This window comes from Psychrobacillus sp. (assembly GCF_032154225.1).
Taxonomy (GTDB): Bacteria; Bacillota; Bacilli; order Bacillales_A; family Planococcaceae; genus Psychrobacillus.
This window is the reverse complement of sequence record NZ_JALDYF010000003.1, coordinates 305,099-323,839: the sequence shown is the minus strand read 5'-3', so window position 1 is coordinate 323,839 and position 18,741 is coordinate 305,099. Positions and strand designations below refer to the sequence as shown.

Genomic DNA, 18,741 nt, shown 5'->3' with positions numbered 1-18,741 from the left:
TCGCAAATAAGTCTCGAAATCTATCATGTACATGACAAAAAAACAAAGGTGGTATTTAACATTAGATTTGAGTAATAAAAATGTTTCAAGTATGGATGGGTTTGATATTTTTAATGGTATAAATTTGAAATTGGTGCTATTTTTTAGTTCACATAAGGAACATAACGAAAATAAAAAATTGACTAAAGTAGTTAATCAACATGTGTGATAAAGAAAATCAAAATAGGTTAGAATAATTAGTGTATTCTAATATTAGTCTAGAAAAAGTATAGAAAGAAGAGGATGAAAGTAATGAACTATCCAGTATTAGTAGAAGAATATCGTGGTGGCATGTTAGAAAACATACATATGGGTGTTATTTGTGGTATCAATGAAAAAGGTGAGGCTATTTATAAGGTTGGTGATGAAAATCATATGACTGTTTTGCGTTCTGCGGCAAAGCCTTTCCAAGCAATTCCGGTTATTCAAAATGGAGTGGATGACAAGTTTGGACTGACATCAGAGGAGGCGGCATTATTTGCAGCTTCACAGCGTGGAGAAAGCTATCACTTGGAAGCGTTGGAGTCGATTTTACGTAAAACTGGTATTGATGAAGAAGCATTTTATTGTTGTCCAAGCTATCCATTGAATGACGAACCAAAAGCGGAATACCATCGACAGCACGGAGAGAAACGCAAAATTTATCATAATTGTTCTGGAAAGCATAGTGGTTTTATGACTTTAGCGAAAGTATTGGGGCATGAGGTAGATGGTTATTGGAAGATGGAACACCCCGTACAGCAGCTAAGTTTAGCGGCAATGGCTAATATGGCGAATTATCCAAAGGAAGACATTGGAATCGGTATTGATGGCTGTGGATTCCCTGTTTATGTGATGCCACTTCAACATATTGCTAAAGCATATTTGAAGCTAGCTTGTCCAGATTTGATTGAACAAGAAGAAATGAGAGAGGCAGTTGTGAAGGTTGCAAATTATATGAATGCGCATCCTGAGATGATTGCTAGTCATGATTTTATCTGTACGGTATTGCTGGAAGATCCTAATATTGTGGCAAAAGGTGGAGCAAAGGGTGTATATGGTTTTGCTTTGAAGAAGGAACGATTGAGTTTTGCGTTAAAAGTAATGGATGGGTCCGAGCTAGTTTGGCCGAATATTGTTGCGACTATTTTAGAACAGATTGGTTATGAAAATCGCGAAACGATTGATCGCTTGTATGCATTATCGTCTAAAGTAATTATCAATGATAATGGGGAAGAGGTAGGGGAAAGAAAGACTGTATTTCAACTAGTTTAATAGGGGGAGGTATTTTTAGATGATGTTAGAAATTATAGCTACAAGTTTAGTGGATGCAATTGCAGCAGAACGTGCTGGAGCGGATCGATTAGAGCTTTGTGCAGCGCTATCTGAAGGGGGATTAACGCCAAGTTTAGGGTTGATCGAAGCGGTCGTTCAAGGTGTAGATATTCCAGTTCATGTCATTGTCCGACCACATAGTCGAACTTTCCAATACGATGAGGAGGATATAGCGGTCATGCTAGCAGATATTCGTCATATTAAAAAAGCTGGAGCAGCGGGTATCGTAATAGGAGCATTAGATGAAAACAATAAAGTAAATACCGAAGTCCTTTCTCGTTTATTGGCGGAGAGTGGAGAGATGAATATTACTTTCCATCGTGCTTTTGATGAAATAGCCGATCAGCTGGAGGCATTAGAGGTTATAGCTACGTTTCCACAGATTCAACGAATTTTAACTTCTGGAGGACAGGCACCAGCGCCGGAGTCGGCCGAACAGTTGAAAAAATTAGTGGATAAATCGAAGGACACATCTATTCAAATTTTGGCGGGGAATGGTATGAGCCCAGAAACATTATCACCACTAATTACAGCAACAGGGCTGGAAGAGGTGCATTTCGGTTCAGCTGTTCGAATAAATAGAAGCTTTATGTACCCGATTGATGAGGAAGTTATCAGCGCTATAAAAAATACGCTTCATCAATAGCGGAAGTTGGTAATTTAATCGTTAGATCCTTAGTTTCAAGGCTAAGGATCTTTTCGTTAATAATAAAGTGAAAAATTATTCCGTGCCAAATCTTTTTGCAGAACGCGCTCGAGCTTTCTCTGCTTCTACTTCACGATCACGAGCTCCAGCATTCGTTACGAATGTATCAAATAGTTGTTGTGTGGCAATAGCAACTTCCTGAACCGCCCGATTAAAAGCCTCCTCATTTACTTGCGAAGGCTTATTGAAACCAGAGACTTTGCGCACATACTGAAGTGAAGCAGCATGAATTTCATCATTAGTAGCTGGGGGTTCGAAGTTAAATAATGTTTTTATGTTGCGGCACATGGAGCCCACTCCTTTTGCTGTTTTCTCGATTGTAGCATATTCTTTTATTAAAACAGATAGTCAGATTGATGAGGGGGAGAATCATGTTTATTCCTAAATATTTTAAAGTAACAGATGTAAATGAAGTAAGAGACTTTATGCAACAAAACTCATTTGGAACGATTGTTACAACGAAAAAAGGTAGACCAATTGCGACTCATTTACCGTTTGATCTTAGTAAAGTAGGGGATGATTACTACATAAAAGGGCATATGGCGTATGGAAATCCCCAATGGCGAACATTTGAAACGAATGAAGAAGTGCTCGTTATGTATCAAGGGCCACATGCTTATATTTCCTCTTCTTGGTATGCACATGAAAACGTTCCGACGTGGAATTATCAAGCTGTACATGTATATGGAGTAGCGAGCATTTTAAGTGAAGAAGAGTTAAAAGAAGATCTTACAAAAATGCTAGAAAAATATGAAAAACATCGTGAGAATCCAGTGTTATGGAATACGCTTTCTCCGGAACTTTTAGAAAAAGAGCTAAAAGGTGTTGTTGGATTTAAGATTAAAGTAACAGAAATCCAAGCAGCTTATAAATTAAGTCAGAATCGAAATGACGAAGACTATCGTCATATTATTGAAAAGCTAAATGAGGAAGCAGATCCGAATTCTCATGAAGTTGCAAATGTGATGGAAAAGAGATCAGAAAGTTAAATGCGTATTCAAGTGATATTTTGTCACTTGAATACTTTTTTTGTTAAGTAAAACAAAAAGTAATTTTCATTTACATACTTGTTGACTACCCATTTTATTCAATTTTCTATCGTTTTCTATATAAAATGCGCTTTAGTGAATAGACACTATGCCTTCGCGCTTGCCGCACCTTGCATGAGCCAACTTGTGCTGCGCCCAAGTGGGTCTCATACTTCGGCTCATGCGGCCCGACGCGCTACGGCAATAAGTATTTGACTATTTACATAGGCTATTACTCATGGCGACTTGGACTTATCTATAAAAAGTGACAATGAATTTTGCTCTTCTCCATGCTTCTACACTTTCATTTACTGCCCTCTATTTAGTTGGAATTTTTGCGCATTTTGTTCTCTTTTCTAAGAAATAGTGCTTCCATTCTAACTACGTAGTAAGCTCCATTGGATTGAAGCGAAAGGGGTGGCGACTCTGGCGGAAACTCCGTTAGTCGAAGACCCTGGACTGAGCGCATGCGAAGGAAGCGGCTGAGGCAACACCCGCGGAAAGCGTCCACCCCTGTAGCGAAAATCCCAGCGGAAGCTACCATTAAGACGCATTTTATATAAAGTACGAATGAGGGGATGTTCTTTCCTATAAGCATAAAATAGGATAATCAACAGACGTGTTTAATTTACTTCTATTACAAATACAAATGATGCTTCTCCATTGATCCACTTACTTCTTACTTCATATATGTAACGACCGCCAGCAGATGGAGCAGTAAATTGATTATCTTTTAGAGTAATCTCTTTTAATCTTTCGTCTTCGTTCCATAGGTAAACTGTAAGCTCAGGGGTTAGTTCTATTACTATTTCTATTTGGCTGTTTTTCTCTGTTAGGATGGATTCTATTTCATCAGCAAGATGACTCGGAGGAGCGACATCGAGTCGTCTAGCTTCTGCGTTTTTCCCAATCCATTTATACTCTCCCCCTGTCATTTCATATTCAATGTTTTCAACAAGGACTTTACCGGATTGAGGAATTTGGGTTTCATTAGGACCATTCAGTGGATTGCAACCAGCTAGGATTAAAAATAGTAAAAAGATAGACGTATATTTTTTCAACTGTTTTCCTCTTCTCTTTGTTTTCTAGATTCAATATAAATAAAAGACACGCCCTTCCATTTATCCATGTCAATTAAATTCTAAATCAAACAGCTAAATTCCTTTTTGTTTTTGAAAAAGTGTTAGAAACAGGCTTTACTAACTTAATGGGGTTTATAAGAAATAACATGTTTGATAAAATAAAAATATGTTATTATCTGATACTAGGATGAAGTAATAAAAAATAGCCGGTTGGCAATGGAGGCTTATAGTATGTTAAATACCCAAGAAATTATGAATGTTATTAAACATCGTTATCCACTCCTTCTTGTGGATAGAATTTTGGAACTAGAAGAAGGAAACAGAGCGGTAGGAATAAAGAACGTTACGATAAATGAGGAATTTTTTAATGGCCATTTTCCGGGTTATCCAGTTATGCCAGGTGTATTAATTGTAGAAGCATTAGCTCAAGTAAGCGCGGTTATTATGCTAACTAAAGATGAAAATAAAGGAAGGCTAGGGCTTTTAGCTGGCATAGATAAATGCCGCTTTAAAAAACAAGTACGACCAGGTGAGCAACTGCGTTTAGAGGTTGAAATTACTCGTTTAAAAGGTCCTATCGGAAAAGGAAAGGGTACAGCAACTGTAGATGGAGAAATAGTTTGTGAGTTAGAACTAATTTTTGCATTTGGCGATTAATATACATTTGTGCTACTCCTGTTTTTTATGAAAAAAAGAGCAGCTAAACATGATCCAGTCATGTTTAGCTGCTCTTATATTATTCAACTACTGCGTAACCATGGCTTTCGATTGCCGCTACAACTTGATCAACTGCTACTCGTGCTTCGTCGAATGAAACAGCTACTTCACCAGCCACTACATTTACTTGAACATCTTCGATACCTTCTAATTTACGGATACTTCCATTAACTTTGTTTCCGCAGCTACCACATGACATACCTTGTACGTTGAACGTTACACTTTCCATAATATATTTGCTCCTTTTAAATGTTTTTTACGGTAGGGGGGTATATGGACAATAAAAAATAAGGGCATACTTAAATGCGCTATGTCCAATAAACTTCCTAACGACACTATAATACTATACCCCTGTAGGGTATGTAAAGCGGGAAACTTTATTTTTTTAGAAGAGAAGGCTTTCTTCTTATTGAAATGAGCTGGCAAAATATGCATGCTATGTCATTGACAATTTCAAATTCAGTGAGTATATTAATGTATATATGAACATATGCTCATATATACATTAATGGGTTTGGAGTGGGTACAATGAGTGAGGAATTGAACAAAGAGGAATTATTAAGTGAGATGGAAGGCCATTTGGACGAAGAAACGTTATTTGTTGTTTCTCAAACGTTTAAAGCACTGAGTGATCCAACAAGACTTCGTATTTTAAATTTACTATGCTCGGATGAACATTCCGTTAACGATATGGCAGAAAGTCTTAACTTAAGTCAGTCAACTGTATCGCATCAATTACGTTTTTTAAAAAACTTACGTTTAGTGAAGTTTAGACGTGAAGGAACGACGTTGTATTATTCAAAAGATGATGACCATATTATGAATTTATTAAAACAAGCAATTGAACATGCTAAACATAACTAAGTCTAAATAAAAAAAGAGGAGGATTATAATGGGACACGACCATGATCATAGCCACAGTACAAATAAAAAAGTATTACTCATTTCATTCATCATAATTACAAGTTATATGATAATAGAAGTGATTGGAGGGTTTTTAACAAATAGTTTGGCCCTTTTATCAGATGCAGGTCATATGCTAAGTGATTCTATTTCGTTAGCAATTGCATTAATAGCATTTAAATTAGGAGAAAAGGTTGCAAGTAAGAGTAAAACATTTGGTTATAAGCGATTTGAAATTTTAGCAGCTGTACTAAATGGAGTTACCTTAATACTGATTGCCTTATTTATTTTTTATGAAGCAATCCAACGATTTGCTAACCCACCGGAAGTAGCTACAACGGGAATGCTTATTATTAGTAGCATCGGATTGGCAGTTAATATTCTTGTTGCGTGGATTATGATGCGTGGTGGTGATACAGAAGGTAACTTAAATATGCGGGGAGCATATCTTCATGTATTAAGTGACATGCTTGGTTCTGTCGGTGCAATTGCAGCTGCTTTATTGATGATATTTTTTGATTGGGGATGGGCGGATCCTCTTGCGAGTGTGATTGTTGCGATATTAGTGTTAAGAAGTGGTTATTTTGTTACAAAAGCATCGCTTCATGTGCTAATGGAAGGAACACCTTCAAATATAGAAGTGCAAGACGTTATTCAAACAATCGAAGAAACATCAGGGATTAAAAGTATTCATGATCTCCATGTTTGGTCCATAACAAGTGGATTAAATGCACTTTCTTGTCATGCGGTTGTCGATGAGAAGTTAACGATTGAGGAAAGTGAGCATATATTGCGCGAAATTGAACATAATCTAGAGCATAAGGGTATTCAGCATGTAACGATTCAATTAGAAACTACTGCGCATAAACACGATGAGTCAATCCTTTGTAATATAAAAAATGAGCCTTCTAGTCATCACCACCACCATTAAAATCAATGTGAAACTTTATCCTTTACATACCCCTACGAGGTATGGTAAAGTGAAAATAAGATAGGAGATGAGCTTATGGAGGATATGTTAGAAGAAGTTACTCATCATTCAGATGGCGAAACATCTTGTCGAAAAAGTCATCACCCTGAACATGTTAAAAAGAATTTGACGACGCGATTAAATCGTGTAGAAGGTCAAATCCGAGGCATTAAAGGGATGATTGAAAAAGATGTTTACTGCGATGATATTATTACACAACTTTCAGCAACGCAATCCGCTTTAAATAGTGTAGCAAAGATTTTATTGGAAGGTCATTTAAAAGGTTGTGTAGTAGATCGACTTTCAGAAGGCGACGATGCCGTGTTAGATGAGCTTGTTGTTACGATTCAAAAACTAATGAAAAAATAAAAAATTTAATTTAAAGGAGAGAAATAAATATGCAAAATGTAACATTAAATGTACAAGGTATGTCATGTGGTCATTGTGTGAAAGCAGTAGAAGGTGGCGTTGGTGAATTAGCTGGTGTTAATGAAGTAAAAGTAAACTTAGCTGAAGGTTTAGTAGAAATCGCATTTGATGAAGCGAAAGTATCACTAGATCAAATTAAAGAAACAATTGAAGAACAAGGTTACGAAGTAAAATAATCGAAGTAGAGTGCTCCTATGCACTCTCTTATTTTCAAAAATATATACCCCTATAAGGTATGGTGAGAGGTGGAAGAAAAAAATGAGTACGGAAATGAAAGAGATCAGTCATCAAATTACAGGTATGACTTGCGCAGCGTGTGCAATACGTATAGAAAAAGGATTAAGTAAAATGGATGGAGTAGATCAGGCAAATGTAAATTTAGCGTTGGAGAAATCTTCTATCAAATATGATCCGACAAAATTAACTGAAGCAGATTTTGAAAAGAAAATCGAAGCACTTGGATATGGTGTTGTGAAGCAAAAAGTAGAATTAGATATTACAGGTATGACATGTGCAGCTTGTTCAACTCGCATTGAAAAAGGGTTAAACAAAATGGAAGGCGTATCTTTGGCAAACGTTAACTTAGCCCTTGAAAAAGCAACGATTGAATTTAATCCATCTGATTTAGCTGTAGCAGATATTATCGCGAAAGTTGAAAAGCTAGGTTACGGAGCACACCGAAAAGTAGATGAGAAAGAAACAATGGATCATCGTGAAAAAGCGATTAAAGAGCAACAGCGTAAATTTATCATATCAACTATTTTATCGTTACCTTTATTATGGACGATGGTTGGGCACTTTTCATTTACATCATTTCTATATGTTCCAGAATTCCTAATGAATCCATGGATACAAATGCTATTAGCAACTCCGGTACAATTTTATATTGGTAAACAGTTTTATGTTGGTGCCTATAAAGCGCTTCGTAATGGAAGTGCGAACATGGACGTGTTAGTTGTTTTAGGTACATCTGCAGCGTATTTCTACAGTGTCTATCAAGCGATTATTACAGTAGGTAATCACCATGCCGCACATTTATATTTTGAAACAAGTGCAGTATTAATCACGTTAATTTTATTAGGGAAATTATTTGAAGTAAAAGCAAAAGGACGTTCATCAGAAGCGATTAAAAAATTGATGGGCTTACAAGCGAAAACAGCTATTGTTTTACGCGATGGTGTAGAAATAGAAATTCCGTTAGAAGAAGTTGTAATAGGCGACACTATTTTTGTAAAGCCAGGTGAAAAAATTCCAGTTGACGGAGAAGTGCTAGAAGGAAATTCAGCTGTTGATGAGTCGATGTTAACAGGGGAAAGTCTTCCGGTTGATAAAAAACAAGGTGACGTTTTGTATGGTTCGACGATTAATAAAAATGGTTTCATTCAAATGAAAGCAACGAAAGTTGGCCGTGATACAGCATTGGCGCAAATTATTAAAGTAGTGGAAGATGCTCAAGGTTCAAAAGCACCTATCCAACGTATGGCAGACCAAATTTCTGGGATTTTTGTACCAATCGTTGTTGGTATTGCAATTATTACGTTTTTTGTATGGTTTTTATGGGTACAACCGGGTGAATTTACACCAGCACTTGAAGTATTGATTACGATACTTGTTATTGCATGCCCGTGTGCACTTGGATTAGCAACACCTACATCTATTATGGCTGGATCTGGTCGTGCAACTGAATTTGGTATTTTATTCAAAGGTGGGGAGCACTTAGAGCAAACCCAAAGCATTGATACAGTAGTTGTCGATAAAACGGGCACAGTAACACATGGTAAACCAGTGTTAACAGACGTTTTAGTGGCAGATGGGCAAGACGAAGAACGCTTTTTATCATTAATTGGTGCAGCAGAAAAACAATCGGAGCACCCGTTAGCAGAAGCGATTGTGCAAGGTATTCAAGACAAAGGAATTGAACTAGGAAATGTACAATATTTCGAAGCAGTTCCAGGTTACGGCGTTCAAGCAACAATCTCGGGTCAAGCTGTTGTTATTGGGACGCGTAAATTAATGCAACAATATGGTATCGACATTACGTCGATTTTGCCAACAATGGAACAATTAGAGGAAAATGGAAAGACTGCAATGCTTGCAGGAATTAACGGTAAGTACGCAGGATTAGTAGCTGTAGCAGATACGATTAAAGACACATCGAAAGAAGCTATTCGTCGCCTGCAAGATATGGGTATTGAAGTTATTATGATGACTGGAGATAACACACGTACAGCGAAATCGATTGGCACAGAAGTTGGTGTCAACCACGTCATTGCGGAAGTACTTCCTGAAGGTAAAGCCGATGAAATTAAAAAATTACAAGCAGCAGGTAAAAAAGTGGCAATGGTTGGGGACGGTATTAATGATGCACCAGCATTAGCGACCGCTAATATTGGGATGGCGATAGGTACAGGAACTGACGTTGCAATGGAAGCGGCCGATATTACACTGATTCGTGGTGACTTAAATAGTATTGCGGATGCAATTATTATGAGTCGTAAAACAATGCGCAACATAAAACAAAACTTGTTCTGGGCATTTGCCTATAATACGATTGGGATTCCGATTGCAGCGATAGGGCTACTTGCACCTTGGATTGCAGGTGCCGCAATGGCATTTAGTTCGGTATCAGTTGTGTTGAATGCATTACGTTTACAACGAGTGAAACTAGATAAGAAATAATGGAGCCCATAGTTCAGTAATAGAAATAGTAGGACTGTTAATAGTTCTTTAAAATGAAAAGGCGGAGAAACGATTCATGTTTCTCCGCCTTTTTTAGGTTACTCTTTCAAATAAAAAGAAGTATTCAAAGATATAAAAGTTGCCTACTACTAGGTAAGCTATTAAGATAGGTATAGGCGTAAATGGATATCCAATCAACAGTTTCTTCTTTATGTCTTATACTACTTTATGTATTATCTTCCGCACTTTTCATTCCGTGTTTACCTTCGATGTAGGCACAATTTGTAATACCTCCTATAACACATCTATCCGAAAGAATTTATGGACATCTTTGTTTTGTGTAGCTTGGTTAAATGAATAAAATTTTTATGTTTACTTATTTGTCAATTTATTTTTCTATTGATTAATGGGTTTACCTGTCAAATTACTCCTTACTCCACTAATGGTTAAGGGTTTTTTTCGAGAGGAATTTTAATATGAGGTGAGGATTATGAAAAAAAAAGTAGGGTCTTTTATACTAGTCGTTTTAATATCCTCTTTGATGTTAGCGGGTTGTAATTTATTTAAAACGAATCAATCTGGTGATAATGGCGAGAGCGGTGAAAGGAAAAAGGACGAGCTTGTGGTTGCTTTTGGATCTGAGCCTGAAACAGGTTTTGATCCAACGACAGGATGGGGGCGTTATGGCTCACCATTATTCCAAAGTACGCTTTTAAAAAGAGACAATGAGCTTAATATTGTTAATGACCTTGCAACAAGTTATGAAGTAAGTAGTAATCGGAAGGTTTGGACAGTGAAGATACGTAATGATGTGAAATTTTCTGATGGGCAATTATTGACTGCAGCTGATGTCGTTTTTACATTTGAAACGGCAAGTAGCAATGGATCAGTTGTGGACCTTAATAGTATGGAAAAAGTTGAGGCGGTAGATGACTACACGGTAAGATTCACATTAAAACAACCTCAGTCAACTTTTATTAATACATTAATAGGAACTGGAATTGTCCCACAGCATGCATATGGTACAGAATATGCTGAGAATCCTATAGGTTCGGGACCTTATAAGCTCGTGCAATGGAATAAAGGGCAACAGCTGATTGTAGAAGCTAATCCGGAATATTATGATAAGCAATCTTATTTTAAAAAGATAACCTTTTTATTCTTAAACGAGGATGCATCATTTGCAGCTGCACAAGCTGGGACTGTTGACTTTGCCTATATACCAGCTGCTTTTAGTAATCAAAAAGTGCCCGGCATGAGGTTAGAATCAATACAAACAGTAGATAATAGGGGGATTGTTTTTCCGTTTATTAAATCAGGTAGCGTTACGAAAGATGGCTATCCAATTGGTAATGATGTAACCGCAGATCCGGCCATTCGTCATGCCGTTAATATTGCGGTAGACCGAAAAGCGCTTGTTGATGGAGTTTTAGAAGGGCGTGGCACACCAGCTTATACTTCTGTAGACGGCCTTCCTTGGTGGAATCCCGATACAGTTATAAAAGATGGGGATTTGGATGGAGCAAAGAAGCTGTTGAAGGAAGCTGGTTGGAAGGATACAGATGGAGATGGAATTGTTGAGAAAGACTCTTTGAAAGCAGAGTTTACTCTTTATTACTTAGCAACTGATGGTATAAGACAATCGCTGGCAATTTCTGTTGCAGATATGATGAAGCCATTAGGAATTAATATTAAATTAGAAGGTGGAAGTTGGGATATCATTTCTACGGAAATGTATTCAAACCCGGTCCTTATGGGATGGGGAAGTCATGATCCGCATGAAATGTACAATATTTATAGTAGTGAAGCAGCTGGTGTAGATTACTATAATACTGGTTATTATTCGAATAAGACGGTAGATAATTATTTTAACAAGGCTCTCCAAGCTTCGAGTGAAGCAGAAGCAATTGAGTTTTGGAAAAAAGCGCAGTGGGATGGAACAACCGGATTAAGCGCAAAAGGTGATGCTGCTTGGGCTTGGTTAGTGAATATTAATCATTTGTATTTAGTGAAAGATGGACTTGATATTGGAGATCAAAGAATCCATGTTCATGGAAATGGCTGGCCTTCAACAGATAACATAGTTGAATGGAAATGGACTAAATAACAGTGGGTAAATATATAAATAAAAAGCTTGGCCTATTCATATTCTGGAAAGGACTAAGGATGGTTACTTTACTAGTCGCCATTTGTTTTATTTCCTTTCTATTAGTGAAAAATTCTCCTATCGATCCAATTCAAGCTTATATTGGTGCAGATATGTTGAAGGTAGGACCTGAACAAAGAGAGAAAATAGCAGAATATTGGGGATTAGATCAACCAGTTATGACACAGTTTTTCAATTGGGGTTCTGCTGTGCTAACGGGTGATTTAGGAACTTCCATGATTTATCGTCGACCAGTAATTGAAGTTATTGGTGAAAGGTTCTTAAATTCTCTGGTGCTTATGGTGGTAGCTTGGATATTAACAGGTGTGATTGGCTTTGCTATGGGAGTAATAGCGGCAATGAAAAAAGGAACCTGGATTGATCGAATAATCAAGTGGTACTGTTTTACAATGGCTTCTACTCCTACTTTCTGGATGGGGCTCCTCATTTTAATTGTGTTTGCTGTATGGTTAGGTTGGTTCCCTATTGGAATGGGAGTTCCAGCTGGAGTGCTTGCGGAAAATGTAACGATAATGGATCGGATCCAACATCTCGTTCTACCTGTATTGACGCTAAGCGTTGTTGGCGTTGCAAATGTAGCGTTACATACGCGACAAAAGCTTATTGATGTCCTCGCTAGTGACTATATATTATTTGCTAGAGCAAGAGGGGAAAAAGGTTTTCTGCTGTTTTGGAGACATGGATTACGAAATGTCGCTCTACCTGCTATTACCTTACAGTTTGCTGCATTTAGCGGATTGTTTAGTGGAGCAGTGTTGGCAGAACAAGTTTTTTCTTACCCTGGTTTAGGACAAGCTACGGTAGAGGCTGGATTGAGAGGAGATGTTCCTCTTTTATTAGGGATTGTTATATTTAGTACAATCTTTGTTTTTATAGGGAATTTACTGGCGGATATAAGTTATCACTTATTAGATCCTAGAACGAGAGAGGGGAGGAAAGTATGATTCCAAGCCTTAAAGTTTCAAATAAAAGCGTTCTTCTGAATAAGAAGCAATGGGCACTTATTAAAGTGCTACTATCCTTGGCTTTAATAATCTTTGTTGTATTGGGTGGTTTATTACTAGATGAGGAAAGAATTATAACGAACCTTACTGATAGAAACAAATCACCTTCTCTCAATCACCTTTTTGGAACTGATTGGTTAGGCCGTGATATGTTTACGCGAACGGTAATGGGGCTTTCTTTGAGCATAGGAGTTGGAGTGATTGGAGCAATTGGAAGTGCATCAATCGCACTTTTTCTAGGAATGGCAGCGGCAACGATGGGAAAAATGGCTGATCGAGTTATTTCATGGCTGATCGATCTTTTTCTGAGCGTACCTCATCTAGTAACTCTTATTCTTATAGCTTTTACATTAGGAGGAGGGTTTAAAGGTATCGTAATTGGATTAGCCTTAACCCATTGGCCAAGTCTTGCACGGGTCATTCGAGCAGAAGTTATGCAAATTCGATCAGCAGATTTTGTACAGGTTTCTAAGAAGATGGGGAAACCAAGTTGGTGGATTGCTTTGAGACATATTCTTCCGTATGTTGCTCCGCAATTTATAATTGGCTTTTTGTTAATGTTTCCACAAGTTATTTTACATGAGGCAGCAGTAACCTTTCTAGGTTTAGGACTGTCTCCTCATGAACCTGCGATTGGAATCATTTTATCAGAATCAATGAAATATTTATCTTCAGGTATGTGGTGGCTTGCCTTCTTCCCAGGTCTTTGTTTGCTGATTGTCGTAAGAACGTTTGATCAGATTGGAGAATATCTTCGATTGCTCATGGATTCTACCGGAAATCACGATTAATGACATATATTACGTTTCAATAGGAAGAGGAGTTAACAAATGTCTATTCTTGAAGTAGAAAATTTATCAGTATCTTTTAAACAGTATACAGCTGGACTTAAACAAACAAATCATAAGGTTATTTCAAGTTTAAATGTAACGCTTAAAGCAGGTGAAATTCTAGCTGTTGTTGGAGCTAGTGGATCAGGAAAAAGTTTACTCGCACATGCTATTTTAGGAATACTCCCCAGCAATGCTAGTATGAGTGGCGTGATTAAATATGAGGGTGAAGAACTTACTCCTGTTCGGCAAAGGGCAATAAGAGGAAAGGAAATTGCGCTTATCCCTCAATCAGTAAACTTTCTAGACCCACTTATGCGCGTTGGAAGCCAAGTCCGCGAATCCGTTAAAAAAGGCGATGCTGTTGAAGCACAAAGAGCGGTTTTTGAACGCTTCCACCTAGGACGAGAGGTGGAGAGTATGTATCCGTTTCAACTTTCTGGAGGTATGGCGAGGAGGACCCTGCTATCGACTGCTATGGTAAGTGGAGCGAAGGTAATTATTGCGGATGAGCCTACTCCAGGTCTTGATCCAGTTGTTATAAAAGAAGCATTAAATAATTTAAGAGAATTTGCGGATCAAGGTTGTGCAGTAATGTTGATAACGCATGATATAGAATCAGCAATTCAAATTGCTGATAAAATTGCGGTATTTTATGCGGGAACGACTGTTGAGATAGCAAGGGTAGAGGATTTCACAGGTAAAGGGGAGGCAATAAGGCATCCTTATAGTAAGGCTTTGTGGAGAGCTTTACCTCAAAATGACTTTACCCCTATCTCAGGTTCTCAACCTCACCCGAGTTCATTGCCGCCTGGTTGTTTGTTTGCACCACGTTGTGAAATGGCTACACCTGAATGTCGGAAGGTCCAGCCAGAAATGCGGGAACTTAGGGATGGAATGGTGAGGTGTATACATGCAACTTGAAGCAAAGAATGTCGGATTTCGATATGAGAATGGTCCATGGTTGTTTCAAGGGGTCGATTTGACGGTAGAGCCAGGAGAAGTTGTTGGAATTACAGGTCCAAGTGGACGAGGAAAAACAACTTTTGGTCGTATATTAGCCGGATTAGAGCAACCAATTGGGGGAGCAGTATCTTTTAATGATTCCCCGTTGCCAAAGAAGGGGTATCATCCTGTCCAAATGGTCCTTCAGCATCCAGAAAAAGCGATTAATGCGAGATGGAAGATGCATAAAATTCTTCGTGAAGGATATCAACCCGATAATGAGCTGTTAGAATTACTTGGAATTGAGCAGGAATGGTTGACCCGTTGGCCTCATGAATTATCCGGAGGAGAATTGCAACGATTTTGTGTTGCCAGAGCATTGGGGCCGAATACTCGATTTCTAATTGCAGATGAAATGACAACAATGCTTGATGCAATCACGCAAGCTCAAATTTGGCATGCTGTCACTGAAATTGCTAAAAAGAGAGAGATGGGGATAATAGTTGTCACCCATGAATCGAAGTTAATGCAAAGGCTTTGCGATCGCGTAATTGATTTTAATAAATAATATTAGAGAAGGACCATTGCAAAAGTCACTTTTACGACTTTTGCAATGGTCCTTTATTTATTTTGTGCAAAAATGCAAATTTATCTAAACAGACATTAAAAAGCATCTGGAGAAAACAATTCGTTTGTCTCCAGATGCTGTATTTTAGAGTTTATTAGTTAGATTCTTCACTCGAATCATTCTCTTTATTGTCGCGTTCTTGTTGCGCTACTTTTTCATGGATTTCGGATTCTAGTACCTGTACAAGGTCATCTTCCAGCATTTGTTGGGGTTGAGGATGGAACCATTGAATATCTCCTTCGTGAATAAACCCTTTATATTGCTCTCCCTGCACTTGCAAAGAGAATTGCTGACGTTCATGTGCAGTATCTTCAAATACTGGTTTTATAATTAGGTCTTGAATTTCTTTTGAAATTCCATAATGTCTCATTAATGAGTATATGGTAGTTTCAATTTTCTTCACTTTATATTCACTAATCATTTGTTTTGGGTGAGGGTGAAGCCAAAGAATCTCATCGTTGTGGAAATGTCCCTTAAATTCATCTCCTTGAATTTTAAAAGTGAATGCAAGACGTTCGTGCACACGATTCTCAAACACCGTTTCAACCTCAAAATCTTCAAGTTTGGGTTTTGAATTCTTATTTTCAGGCATAATGTATCCCCTCTCATGAAAGTTCAACTTAAAACATTTTTCCTGGATTATCGGAGTGATCTATTAATTACCTACTAAAATTAGTTTTACACAAGTGTATTAATATTTTCGTAAAGAGCTTGGTGTACGATTATTCCAATTTTCGCCAATAATTTTATGACACTTGTTTAGGATTCGTTCAATGACTTGTGTAGAGTTTGCTAGGATTCGTATACTAAATCCTGGTATAGCTAAATTTGAGATACCGAATGTAAAATTCGTTTCTTCTTTTTGAATTATTTCGTACAATTCATCGAGTAGTGCATTATTCGTTTGTTCACTGATTGCGATCATAGAGCCTAGGTGAGTATAGCCTTCCATAAATCCTAGACCAGACATGGACTGTTGTTGCGGCATTAATTTAATGTGGTCGAACATACCAAGTTTACCGTCCAGATAAACCTCGGTAAGTAATTGAATAGTATTGTAACTAAATTTTTCTCCACTCGGCGACCAGCCAGGAGTTAGAATGTCTGTGGAAATAAACGTTGCTCCACTTTCTATATGAATGACATTTTTCTGCTTATAATGAGCATTTTCATAAGCAATAAGTGGATCCGGAAGGTATTCTAAGTAACTTCCTTTTTTTAAATTAATGGTTGTTTCTTGATAAGCAAAGCTTTTCGGAGTTTTATATACTTTAGTTGCAGATTGCGTAGTTAAAGTAACTTTAGCCCCTTCAGTTGCGGAAATCTCCATTTTGTATCGATCGCCGTCTAAATACCCACCACCAGGATTTAGAAGGTAATAGCAAACCTGTCCTGAATCATCAAAGTAAATTGGTCGCATAACTTTGAGTGCCCCTTGAAAGTACACTCTCTTTGCAACAGTTTTTCCTTTGCGGTCTTCCAGGTCCAAAGATAAAGCGCCAGTCCAATCTGTCATCTTACTCTAAACCTTTTAATAAAGCATGCTGCTTAATCCATTCAATTACATCAGGAAGGCCATCATCATTTTTTAAGTTCGTAAAGAAGAATGGTTTGTCACCACGAAATATTTTAGTGTCCTCCGCCATTACTTCGAGGCGAGCACCAACGTAAGGAGCAAGGTCAGTTTTATTGATGATAAACAAGTCAGATTTAATCATACCTTGTCCACCTTTTCGTGGAATTTTTTCTCCTTGCGCAACATCAATGATATAAATAGAGAAATCCACTAATTCAGGACTGAAGGTTGCAGCAAGGTTGTCGCCGCCACTTTCAATGAAAATAAGTTCAAGGTCTGGGTGACGCTCGATTAATTGATCGATAGCTGCGAAGTTCATGGAAGCATCTTCGCGAATGGCAGTATGAGGACAGCCGCCAGTTTCTACACCAATGATTCGATCTTCTGGAAGAACACCATTTTGAATTAAAAATTTTGCATCTTCTTTTGTGTAAATATCGTTTGTAACAACCGCCATTTTTATTTCATTTGCAAGATGGCGAGTCAATTTTTCTACAAGCATTGTTTTACCTGCACCAACAGGTCCACCAACACCGATTCTGATTGGTTCCATTAAAACACTTCCTTTTCTAATTCTTTTATGAAATTAAGACATAAATATTCGTATATTCACACGTTCATGTTTCATTTGAGACAGTTCAATACCTGGTGAAACAATACCGAAATCATCTTTCGTCAGTTCCATTGTTCTGTCCACAGCTTGCGTTAATTCTAATATAAACTTATGAGAAATAATTTGTCCTGCCGTTTGTCCAAGAGGGATGGCTCGTACCGCATTTTGAATTTGACTGGAAATAGCTGAATACAAATAGTAGAGGATAGTTTCTTGTTTATTTACCCCAAGCCCATGGGCTACCATCGAAAAAACAATAGCGGAGTGGCCGAATGCGTTTTTACTTTTAATTTCTTTTTTGTATTGTGCAAGGATTGGCATACTATACAGTGAATCAGTGAGTTTTAGCATTCGATCCCCAATCATTTGGGTTCCTTCCCGTGTTTCCCTTGGCAAGTTTTGGACAGTTAATAGGCGATCCAGTTGCCATATTTGCTCAATATCATTTTCCATGAGAGCCTCATAAACAAGACGTGAGGCAAGCCCATCTGTATAGATGAGCTGCTCATGTAAATACACTTTTAGCCACTGAAAGAATGTCTCTTGGTCATGTACTTTATTTTCCTGTATATAACTTTCTAAGCCGAAAGAGTGGCTGAAAGATCCAGTAGGAAAATTAGAGTCGCAGAGCCGAAACAAAGAAAGAATATTGCTATTCATGACTGTGTCCTATATGACGGAATGCTTGTTTTACTTTTCGATCTTCACGTTTATATGGAATTTCCAGTTGTTGAAGTAATTCTTCTACTAAGTAATCATATTGTACCAACATATTGTTTTCTTCAAATTGAGCAGGAAGATGGCGGTTACCAAGTTGGTGAGCGATTGTTCCCATTTCTTGTATGTCTCTAGGTTGAATGACAAGTAAATCATCGGTTAACACATCTATGACGATCATATTTTTATCGTCCATGTATAATACGTCACCAGCAATAAGATCCTTGGGGTCTTTCAAGCGAATACCAAGCTCGTTTCCGTGATCGGTTTTAACCCGTTGGATACGCTTCATTAAATGAGCGCTTTCCAGGTATACTTTTTCCATATGCCGTTTTTCAATTTCACTTTTGTCCATTTTGTCTAAGTTTGTTACGATTTTTTCAATGATCAATTC

General features: G+C 37.7%; 22 protein-coding genes. 14 read left to right on the top strand and 8 right to left on the bottom strand.

Annotation, left to right across the window (positions count from 1 at the left end):
- The first annotated feature begins 291 nt into the window (after nt 1-291).
- Together RUH95_RS07355 and RUH95_RS07350 are read left to right on the top strand one after the other, a co-directional pair.
- On the top strand, nt 292-1,293 hold the full coding sequence (locus RUH95_RS07355) for an asparaginase (RefSeq protein ID WP_313892191.1): 1,002 nt from the start codon (nt 292-294) through the stop codon (nt 1,291-1,293).
- 19 nt (nt 1,294-1,312) lie between these two features.
- Nucleotides 1,313-1,999 carry a copper homeostasis protein CutC gene (locus tag RUH95_RS07350; RefSeq protein ID WP_313892190.1) on the top strand — a complete coding sequence of 229 codons (687 nt, stop codon included), beginning with the start codon at nt 1,313-1,315 and terminating at the stop codon, nt 1,997-1,999.
- 75 nt (nt 2,000-2,074) lie between these two features.
- Here the strand turns inward: RUH95_RS07350 and RUH95_RS07345 are convergent, their stop codons facing one another.
- Nucleotides 2,075-2,347, bottom strand: coding sequence for a DUF2277 domain-containing protein (locus RUH95_RS07345; protein ID WP_313892189.1), 273 nt, complete (start codon nt 2,345-2,347; stop codon nt 2,075-2,077).
- A gap of 83 nt (nt 2,348-2,430) precedes the next feature.
- Between RUH95_RS07345 and RUH95_RS07340 the strand changes: the two genes are divergently transcribed.
- Nucleotides 2,431-3,048, top strand: a complete 618-nt coding sequence (locus RUH95_RS07340) for an FMN-binding negative transcriptional regulator (protein ID WP_313892188.1) — start codon at nt 2,431-2,433, stop codon at nt 3,046-3,048.
- Nucleotides 3,049-3,710: 662 nt separating this feature from the next.
- Here RUH95_RS07340 and RUH95_RS07335 read toward each other — a convergent pair.
- On the bottom strand, nt 3,711-4,148 hold the full coding sequence (locus RUH95_RS07335; protein WP_313892187.1) for a lipoprotein: 438 nt from the start codon (nt 4,146-4,148) through the stop codon (nt 3,711-3,713).
- Between the two features lie 252 nt (nt 4,149-4,400).
- Between RUH95_RS07335 and fabZ the strand changes: the two genes are divergently transcribed.
- Entirely contained in the window at nt 4,401-4,826 is a 426-nt protein-coding gene (fabZ, locus tag RUH95_RS07330; protein WP_313892186.1) for a 3-hydroxyacyl-ACP dehydratase FabZ, read from the top strand.
- A 79-nt stretch (nt 4,827-4,905) separates the two neighbouring features.
- Here the strand turns inward: fabZ and RUH95_RS07325 are convergent, their stop codons facing one another.
- Complete coding sequence (locus RUH95_RS07325) at nt 4,906-5,115, bottom strand: heavy-metal-associated domain-containing protein (protein ID WP_313892185.1); 210 nt, start codon at nt 5,113-5,115, stop codon at nt 4,906-4,908.
- Nucleotides 5,116-5,414: 299 nt separating this feature from the next.
- Between RUH95_RS07325 and RUH95_RS07320 the strand changes: the two genes are divergently transcribed.
- From RUH95_RS07320 to RUH95_RS07275, 10 genes are all read left to right on the top strand, one after another.
- The gene (locus RUH95_RS07320) at nt 5,415-5,750 is read left to right on the top strand and encodes an ArsR/SmtB family transcription factor (protein ID WP_313892184.1); all 336 of its coding nucleotides are present in this window, start codon (nt 5,415-5,417) and stop codon (nt 5,748-5,750) included.
- A 28-nt stretch (nt 5,751-5,778) separates the two neighbouring features.
- A complete protein-coding gene (locus RUH95_RS07315; protein ID WP_313892183.1) occupies nt 5,779-6,720 on the top strand; it encodes a cation diffusion facilitator family transporter in 942 nt (313 codons plus the stop codon).
- A gap of 75 nt (nt 6,721-6,795) precedes the next feature.
- Nucleotides 6,796-7,128 (top strand): metal-sensitive transcriptional regulator, encoded by a 333-nt coding sequence (locus RUH95_RS07310; RefSeq protein WP_313892182.1) that lies wholly within the window; start codon nt 6,796-6,798, stop codon nt 7,126-7,128.
- A gap of 29 nt (nt 7,129-7,157) precedes the next feature.
- Nucleotides 7,158-7,364, top strand: coding sequence for a copper chaperone CopZ (copZ, locus tag RUH95_RS07305; RefSeq protein WP_313892181.1), 207 nt, complete (start codon nt 7,158-7,160; stop codon nt 7,362-7,364).
- A gap of 82 nt (nt 7,365-7,446) precedes the next feature.
- Complete coding sequence (locus RUH95_RS07300; protein WP_313892180.1) at nt 7,447-9,867, top strand: heavy metal translocating P-type ATPase; 2,421 nt, start codon at nt 7,447-7,449, stop codon at nt 9,865-9,867.
- A gap of 490 nt (nt 9,868-10,357) precedes the next feature.
- Nucleotides 10,358-11,974, top strand: a complete 1,617-nt coding sequence (locus RUH95_RS07295; protein ID WP_313892179.1) for an ABC transporter substrate-binding protein — start codon at nt 10,358-10,360, stop codon at nt 11,972-11,974.
- A gap of 59 nt (nt 11,975-12,033) precedes the next feature.
- On the top strand, nt 12,034-12,978 hold the full coding sequence (locus RUH95_RS07290; protein WP_313892178.1) for an ABC transporter permease: 945 nt from the start codon (nt 12,034-12,036) through the stop codon (nt 12,976-12,978).
- On the top strand, nt 12,975-13,829 hold the full coding sequence (locus tag RUH95_RS07285) for an ABC transporter permease (protein ID WP_313892177.1): 855 nt from the start codon (nt 12,975-12,977) through the stop codon (nt 13,827-13,829). The genes RUH95_RS07290 and RUH95_RS07285 overlap by 4 nt, the downstream gene beginning before the upstream one ends.
- Nucleotides 13,830-13,868: 39 nt before the next feature.
- The gene (locus RUH95_RS07280; protein ID WP_313892176.1) at nt 13,869-14,792 is read left to right on the top strand and encodes an ABC transporter ATP-binding protein; all 924 of its coding nucleotides are present in this window, start codon (nt 13,869-13,871) and stop codon (nt 14,790-14,792) included.
- Nucleotides 14,782-15,381 (top strand): ABC transporter ATP-binding protein, encoded by a 600-nt coding sequence (locus RUH95_RS07275; RefSeq protein WP_313892175.1) that lies wholly within the window; start codon nt 14,782-14,784, stop codon nt 15,379-15,381. Before RUH95_RS07280 ends, RUH95_RS07275 begins: the two co-directional genes overlap by 11 nt.
- Before the next feature lie 154 nt (nt 15,382-15,535).
- On the opposite strand, the gene RUH95_RS07270 is transcribed toward RUH95_RS07275, so the two are convergent.
- The 5 genes from RUH95_RS07270 to ureE all read right to left on the bottom strand — a co-directional run bounded on the left by RUH95_RS07270 (nt 15,536) and on the right by ureE (nt 18,738).
- Complete coding sequence (locus RUH95_RS07270) at nt 15,536-16,033, bottom strand: hypothetical protein (RefSeq protein ID WP_313892174.1); 498 nt, start codon at nt 16,031-16,033, stop codon at nt 15,536-15,538.
- Nucleotides 16,034-16,132: 99 nt separating this feature from the next.
- Nucleotides 16,133-16,957 (bottom strand): urease accessory protein UreD, encoded by an 825-nt coding sequence (locus tag RUH95_RS07265; RefSeq protein ID WP_313892173.1) that lies wholly within the window; start codon nt 16,955-16,957, stop codon nt 16,133-16,135.
- 1 nt (nt 16,958) lies between these two features.
- A complete protein-coding gene (gene ureG / locus RUH95_RS07260) occupies nt 16,959-17,570 on the bottom strand; it encodes an urease accessory protein UreG (RefSeq protein WP_313892172.1) in 612 nt (203 codons plus the stop codon).
- Nucleotides 17,571-17,603: 33 nt separating this feature from the next.
- Entirely contained in the window at nt 17,604-18,290 is a 687-nt protein-coding gene (locus RUH95_RS07255; RefSeq protein WP_313892171.1) for an urease accessory protein UreF, read from the bottom strand.
- The gene (ureE, locus tag RUH95_RS07250; protein ID WP_313892170.1) at nt 18,283-18,738 is read right to left on the bottom strand and encodes an urease accessory protein UreE; all 456 of its coding nucleotides are present in this window, start codon (nt 18,736-18,738) and stop codon (nt 18,283-18,285) included. Before ureE ends, RUH95_RS07255 begins: the two co-directional genes overlap by 8 nt.
- Nucleotides 18,739-18,741: the final 3 nt, after the last annotated feature.

Coding starts and splice junctions, on each gene's coding strand:
- RUH95_RS07355 (WP_313892191.1), top strand. CDS start 292: ATGAACTATCCAGTATTAGTAGAAGAATATCGTGGTGGCATGTTAGAA.
- RUH95_RS07350 (WP_313892190.1), top strand. CDS start 1,313: ATGATGTTAGAAATTATAGCTACAAGTTTAGTGGATGCAATTGCAGCA.
- RUH95_RS07345 (WP_313892189.1), bottom strand. CDS start 2,347: ATGTGCCGCAACATAAAAACATTATTTAACTTCGAACCCCCAGCTACT.
- RUH95_RS07340 (WP_313892188.1), top strand. CDS start 2,431: ATGTTTATTCCTAAATATTTTAAAGTAACAGATGTAAATGAAGTAAGA.
- fabZ (WP_313892186.1), top strand. CDS start 4,401: ATGTTAAATACCCAAGAAATTATGAATGTTATTAAACATCGTTATCCA.
- RUH95_RS07325 (WP_313892185.1), bottom strand. CDS start 5,115: ATGGAAAGTGTAACGTTCAACGTACAAGGTATGTCATGTGGTAGCTGC.
- RUH95_RS07320 (WP_313892184.1), top strand. CDS start 5,415: ATGAGTGAGGAATTGAACAAAGAGGAATTATTAAGTGAGATGGAAGGC.
- RUH95_RS07315 (WP_313892183.1), top strand. CDS start 5,779: ATGGGACACGACCATGATCATAGCCACAGTACAAATAAAAAAGTATTA.
- RUH95_RS07310 (WP_313892182.1), top strand. CDS start 6,796: ATGGAGGATATGTTAGAAGAAGTTACTCATCATTCAGATGGCGAAACA.
- copZ (WP_313892181.1), top strand. CDS start 7,158: ATGCAAAATGTAACATTAAATGTACAAGGTATGTCATGTGGTCATTGT.
- RUH95_RS07300 (WP_313892180.1), top strand. CDS start 7,447: ATGAGTACGGAAATGAAAGAGATCAGTCATCAAATTACAGGTATGACT.
- RUH95_RS07295 (WP_313892179.1), top strand. CDS start 10,358: ATGAAAAAAAAAGTAGGGTCTTTTATACTAGTCGTTTTAATATCCTCT.
- RUH95_RS07290 (WP_313892178.1), top strand. CDS start 12,034: ATGGTTACTTTACTAGTCGCCATTTGTTTTATTTCCTTTCTATTAGTG.
- RUH95_RS07285 (WP_313892177.1), top strand. CDS start 12,975: ATGATTCCAAGCCTTAAAGTTTCAAATAAAAGCGTTCTTCTGAATAAG.
- RUH95_RS07280 (WP_313892176.1), top strand. CDS start 13,869: ATGTCTATTCTTGAAGTAGAAAATTTATCAGTATCTTTTAAACAGTAT.
- RUH95_RS07275 (WP_313892175.1), top strand. CDS start 14,782: ATGCAACTTGAAGCAAAGAATGTCGGATTTCGATATGAGAATGGTCCA.
- RUH95_RS07270 (WP_313892174.1), bottom strand. CDS start 16,033: ATGCCTGAAAATAAGAATTCAAAACCCAAACTTGAAGATTTTGAGGTT.
- RUH95_RS07265 (WP_313892173.1), bottom strand. CDS start 16,957: ATGACAGATTGGACTGGCGCTTTATCTTTGGACCTGGAAGACCGCAAA.
- ureG (WP_313892172.1), bottom strand. CDS start 17,570: ATGGAACCAATCAGAATCGGTGTTGGTGGACCTGTTGGTGCAGGTAAA.
- RUH95_RS07255 (WP_313892171.1), bottom strand. CDS start 18,290: ATGAATAGCAATATTCTTTCTTTGTTTCGGCTCTGCGACTCTAATTTT.